The sequence below is a fragment of the Peribacillus sp. 05N428 genome (genome assembly GCF_056397085.1).
The window spans coordinates 1-4,079 of record NZ_JBFTMS010000092.1 but is presented as its reverse complement, the minus strand read 5'-3'; the positions used below and the strand labels follow the sequence as shown (position 1 = coordinate 4,079).

At 35.8% G+C, this 4,079-nt stretch carries 4 protein-coding genes; 2 read left to right on the top strand and 2 right to left on the bottom strand.

Features of this window, described 5'->3' with window-relative positions; genetic code table 11:
- Nucleotides 1-551 precede the first annotated feature (551 nt).
- Nucleotides 552-782, top strand: a complete 231-nt coding sequence (locus AC1DIV_RS29650) for a hypothetical protein (RefSeq protein ID WP_110927450.1) — start codon at nucleotides 552-554, stop codon at nucleotides 780-782.
- 299 nt (nucleotides 783-1,081) lie between these two features.
- Here the strand turns inward: AC1DIV_RS29650 and AC1DIV_RS29645 are convergent, their stop codons facing one another.
- Both AC1DIV_RS29645 and ytfJ read right to left on the bottom strand, forming a co-directional pair.
- A complete protein-coding gene (locus AC1DIV_RS29645; RefSeq protein WP_063596901.1) occupies nucleotides 1,082-1,279 on the bottom strand; it encodes a hypothetical protein in 198 nt (65 codons plus the stop codon).
- A gap of 944 nt (nucleotides 1,280-2,223) precedes the next feature.
- Entirely contained in the window at nucleotides 2,224-2,703 is a 480-nt protein-coding gene (ytfJ, locus tag AC1DIV_RS29640) for a GerW family sporulation protein (RefSeq protein WP_063596902.1), read from the bottom strand.
- Between the two features lie 578 nt (nucleotides 2,704-3,281).
- Between ytfJ and AC1DIV_RS29635 the strand changes: the two genes are divergently transcribed.
- Complete coding sequence (locus AC1DIV_RS29635) at nucleotides 3,282-3,797, top strand: undecaprenyl-diphosphatase (RefSeq protein WP_336867031.1); 516 nt, start codon at nucleotides 3,282-3,284, stop codon at nucleotides 3,795-3,797.
- Nucleotides 3,798-4,079 lie beyond the last annotated feature (282 nt).

The following is a 4,079-nucleotide window of genomic DNA, read 5'->3' as shown; positions in this document are numbered from 1 at the left end:
CAAACCTAGTAATAAAATCCTTCCAGATGATGGTTGCAGGGATTGAATGCCGGACAATATTCCCTTTCCGCTTTCCCTGGATTCTGTCCAATTGGACTTATCGGGATCATTGTAAGATTGTAACGAGTGACGCCTAGATCCTTGCCCCTGCGAGATTTGTTCATTTTACAATCTTCGTATATCTTTTACGAAATGGATTATATTAACTACGAAGGGCGAAACGCTCAGGGGCAACCGAAACTCTTCATCTCCCTGACTCTCGTCCTTCATTTTTTTCCATTCTTTGTTGGTTATATGCATCGTACCATCCATTACGTATCCAAAAATTTTTCTTGTCATCAATGAGGTAATAACTCCAATATATATGGAAAAATAATTCGATAAGAATTGGCCTTAGAAGTCAATTCCTCTTTTTCCTATTTGAGCACTTCTTTTCAGGGAGAATGTCCCATTGCAAGTGACCTAGTAAGACTAGGGCGGTGCTTGATTGGAGAGGATTAAACATACTAGGGAAAGGTATAATTCCCATGGACTATGGAGGGGACAATAGTATGAAAACATTAGCGAAATTAGACGAAGAATATCAGGAAATTATTCTTTTAGTAAAAGAGCCTATGAGAAGCCATCTATTAATTGAGTTAATGACCGAAATGGAAAGGGAATACCATATCCCTATGATAAGTACTGAAGATTGGGAAATTAAAGATAAACCAGTTATTGCATTATATAGAAAGATCAGTTTAAGCATAAACTTAAATTCTCATATTTATTTCGATGGTTAAATAAAAGTCCTTTTTCGAGTGCCACTTTTAAGGGTGGTATTTTTTTGTTTAGTTGTAGCTTTGTAATAATGCTCAATGAACAAATAAATCTAGTTATTTTTATAGTTCAGTTACCATAACACTTCTTAGAATAAGTAATTAATTAAAATCCTTTCGTAAAAGTGTACTTTTACGAACGGGGTACCAACTCATTCCTGTATTGCATGGTTTTTGTCTTGTTGCTTTGTGTGTACCTATAATTTTTGCCAACACGGGCAAATCCCCATATTGATTACAAATAGTTATTATTTATAAAGTGATTAAAATGCAACGTTGTTTTCGATGTTTGCCTTAGCTTGATGGGCATGTGGTAGGACCCCTATAAGATCGGAAACAGCAATTATTGAAATAAAATTAATGTCGGTTATTCCCAGTGAAAACCAGTCAGCATCCATCGCAAGCACTTTTAATAAAATGCTCTTTTTATGAATATTCCCGGAAATCAGGTAACTTGCCAAATAGGATAAATTTCCCCAAATTAAATGGTAATGCTGATTATTTTTTTTGATTAGGAAATGGTGCAACTTCCCAGAAACCAAATATAAACATAATTCGCTTATTGTAAAAGCAATAAAAAATGAACCTTTATTAAAGGTATTAACAGTGCCCTATAGTTGAATAAGGGGTACTTTTTAAAACTAATTTGAATGTATGATAATGCTAAGAACCACACATTCAAAAAGCCACCAAATTGGTGGCTTTCTTATAAACTAACGCACCTGTTCAAAAACCATGGTTTTTGAGAAGTCGGAAGAATAATTCTACAATAAAAGGTATTATATAGGGTTTTTCTTTTGACCCTTAACCAATTGACACCCCAGGTTAGCGAAAAACAAAAAACACAAGTGGAAGAATTTTAGTCTGAAAACCATTTATGGGGTTCAGACTAATTGATACTCACTTGTGTTTTTTTTGTACGTTCAAAGTAGACCTTATCCTAATCGGTCTCCTTTTTTTACTTTTTGTTAAGGTTCTATAAGAACAACACCCTGTTCTGAATATACACCCATCACTAAAACCTCTGAACTAAAATCAGCAACTCTCAGGAGGTTTGCCGCTTGCTTCCTTCAGATTCCACGTCACCGTGGACACCCTTGCATTAAGCTAACCACTACTACTGCCTTCATGGTTCGGGACTTTCACCCTATAGATTGCACCCATGCCGGGCGCACGAAAAAAGCGACACTTCATTATTGAAGTATCGCACCTTTTAGTTATTTAACTTACTGTTTTATATAAGGCGAACCAGCAGGAGGTTGTTCTTTAACCTTCTTACGGATTGGCTTATGACCTCTAGCCCCTAGAACAGGAGCTAGTGAACTGTCTAACATTCAGAAAGATATAATTTCTGATAGGATAAAAAATATTAAACCTTCTCAGAGTAAAAGTTAACGTCTTTCGCTTACAGATCTAAGTCCTGCTTTGGTCCATTATAATCTTGCAGATTGGAGCTTTGATTCTGTTGGTTCTGACTGCTATTGTCATTGCCGTTCTTATTGAACATCTGCTGAATCTTATCTACTGCTTGAGGAGCAAGATCGAGTATCTTTTCATATAAATGCGTGCTTTCATCAAGATGAACCATTTTCACCTCATTGGAATTCACAATTAAGAAGGCAATTGGGGTAATGGAAACACCGCCTCCGCTTCCTCCACCGAAAGGTTGTCCCTTTGATTGTCCTTGACCGCTGCTACTTGAATCTCCATCAAGCATAAATTCGCTTCCACCTGCTGCAAATCCGAAACCAACCTTAGAAACAGTTAATATCACACTGCCATCAGGGGTTTCAACAGGGTCTCCTATAATAGTGTTAACATCAATCATTTCTTTCAGATTTTCCATAGCAGTTGTCATTAGCCCTTGAATTGGATGGTCAGACATATACTTCTCCTCCTTTTCTATACAGATTTTGATTTATCATAAGATAGGGCAGAAAGCGGTTTAGTTTTAAAATTCGACCGTCCACCTTTCCAAAATTTAATCAGTTTAATTCCTGATAACAGCATGCCCGATTCGAAATTGAAAAATACATATAAGAGATGTTTGTGAAACAACAGCTTGAAAGTGAGGAGAAATCGTTGATATCTGGAACCGCCTTCAATTTTGCATTTTGGTTTGTAGTGTTGACTTAAAATAAAGTCTGATCAAAATTAACATCCAATCCTTGATTTTTGGTTTACTTTACCATAAAACCCTATAATTTCAATAATAATCTAATCATTTGCCATTAACAGCAAATCTTCTTTACTGATAACATAATTCACGAATATGACTACCATAATGTATTGACCATCATATACCTGGTTATGTCTTATTTTTGATAACTTATACAAAGAAACAACTGGATTCTGACTAGACCCCATTCCCTTATTCCAGAGAATTCTCTTTTCCCGATTTTTACATATTTCTTGCTTAAGAGGGAATTTTATTTGTATCTATAATGTAAGGAGATAAATTTTATGAACTACAAAGTATTTAAGTCAATCAATCAACTTTCTAGAAATTGTTCTCCAATTGATTTGCTGATGATATTGATATCAAATAAAATTCGTTATGTGTTTATTTTTGTTTTGATTTTCATGTGGTTTAGAAATGATTCTTACAAAAAAGTGTCTTGCAACGCGGTGATATCTGTGGGGGTAACTTTGTTTATTAACACTTTGATTAAATTGTTTTATTTTAAACCACGTCCGTTTGTGAAACGTCGGGTCGGCATACTCATTCCTTCAAAAATGGATTCTTCATTTCCAAGTAAACATACTCTGCTTGTATTTGCTATATCTACTTCTATCTTTCTTTATGACCGTGTCCTTGGTTCAATCATGTGGGTATTATCTATGTTGACGGGCTTCTCACGTATTTGGGTAGGACATCATTATCCATCTGATATTATCGGAAGTGCCTTTATTGCCACCATGTCCAGCATCATATTAGATAAAATTGCCCACTTCGTAAATTATTTTGCCCGTCAATAGCAGCTATATTTTAGTCGAAATCATGTGGGAATATTATTTGTTTTTATACAGGAATCAGTCTTTTACCAAGAGAAATTTCAGATTTTACTGATTCCAATTTCTTCACATAAAAATGCCCACATTGAAGTGGGCATTTCAGACTGTAGACAAACTCGATGAAAATCGAGTTTGTCTATTTTTTATGAGTTGTACAATTTGGCCGTTGATTTTCCACTCCAGGCACTCGCTTTCCGCGGGCGGTCGGGGAGCCTCCTCGGCTTTCGCCTGCGGGGTCTCCCCTAG

Excerpts from the sequence above, each read along its gene's own strand:
- AC1DIV_RS29650 (WP_110927450.1), top strand. The coding sequence starts at position 552 with ATGAAAACATTAGCGAAATTAGACGAAGAATATCAGGAAATTATTCTT.
- ytfJ (WP_063596902.1), bottom strand. The coding sequence starts at position 2,703 with ATGTCTGACCATCCAATTCAAGGGCTAATGACAACTGCTATGGAAAAT.
- AC1DIV_RS29635 (WP_336867031.1), top strand. The coding sequence starts at position 3,282 with ATGAACTACAAAGTATTTAAGTCAATCAATCAACTTTCTAGAAATTGT.